This window comes from Escherichia sp. AM3, from assembly GCF_032029835.1.
GTDB classification, from domain to species: domain Bacteria; phylum Pseudomonadota; class Gammaproteobacteria; order Enterobacterales; family Enterobacteriaceae; genus Escherichia; species Escherichia coli.
In genome coordinates this window covers 1-857 of the sequence record NZ_JAVUPQ010000417.1, presented here as the reverse complement: position 1 = coordinate 857, position 857 = coordinate 1, and the positions used below count along the sequence as shown (strand labels likewise).

Below are 857 nucleotides of genomic sequence, written 5' to 3'. Positions count from 1 at the left end.
GTACCTGGCAGAAATACGATGTGAAGACAGCAAGCCCATCAAAAGCGACAGCCTACATTGGCTGGGCACCGGACCCGTGGAGTCTGCGCGTGCAGAGCACCACCTCCTTTGACGTGAGCGACGCGCAGGGCTACAAGGTCGATGGCTATACCACCGTGGATCTGCTCGGCAGTTATCAGCTTCCGGTGGGTACACTCAGCTTCAGCATTGAAAACCTCTTCGACCGTGACTACACCACTGTCTGGGGGCAGCGTGCACCACTGTACTACAGCCCGGGTTACTGCCCAGCGTCACTGTACGACTACAAAGGCAGGGGCCGAACCTTTGGTCTGAACTACTCTGTGCTGTTCTGACCGGTATTCCTTTACAACAAAGGTACGCTGATATCAACATGGCCGCTGACAGCCAAGTTGATATCATATAATACACGACATAATCTGTAGTCAGGGAGGATAGACTCTTTACTGACTACAGATTATGTCGTGTTCCGTGCTCATTTCCTCAAAAAAATACAAGAAAAGAATTAGTATTCTAACAAAAAGTGAAATAAATTGTATCAAACTCCCTCTTTTAATCCTGTTGAGTAAATCAGCTTTTGCAATAGGATTGAAAGAGTGTAAGTGGAATCTCTTCCGGATACTCGTTACCACCGTGGCTAGAATATCTACGGCTGCGGGCCAGTAATAGATTAAGTGATAACAGCTGTCTGGAAATGTAGGGGCGTATCCACTAATCATAATCATTGTGAGATAAATATTACGGGGCATTTTATAATGAATAAAGGTGATGCTGCCAACTTACTGATTTAGTGTATGATGGTGTTTTTGAGGTGCTCCAGTGGCTTCTGTTTCTATCAG

General features: G+C 46.1%; 1 protein-coding gene. It reads left to right on the top strand.

Translation table 11 applies throughout. The features are described from left to right. On the top strand, positions 1 to 353 hold a 353-nt coding region (locus RTW80_RS26300), incomplete at its 5' end, for a TonB-dependent receptor domain-containing protein (RefSeq protein ID WP_312721016.1). Between the last annotated feature and the right edge of the window lie 504 nt (positions 354 to 857).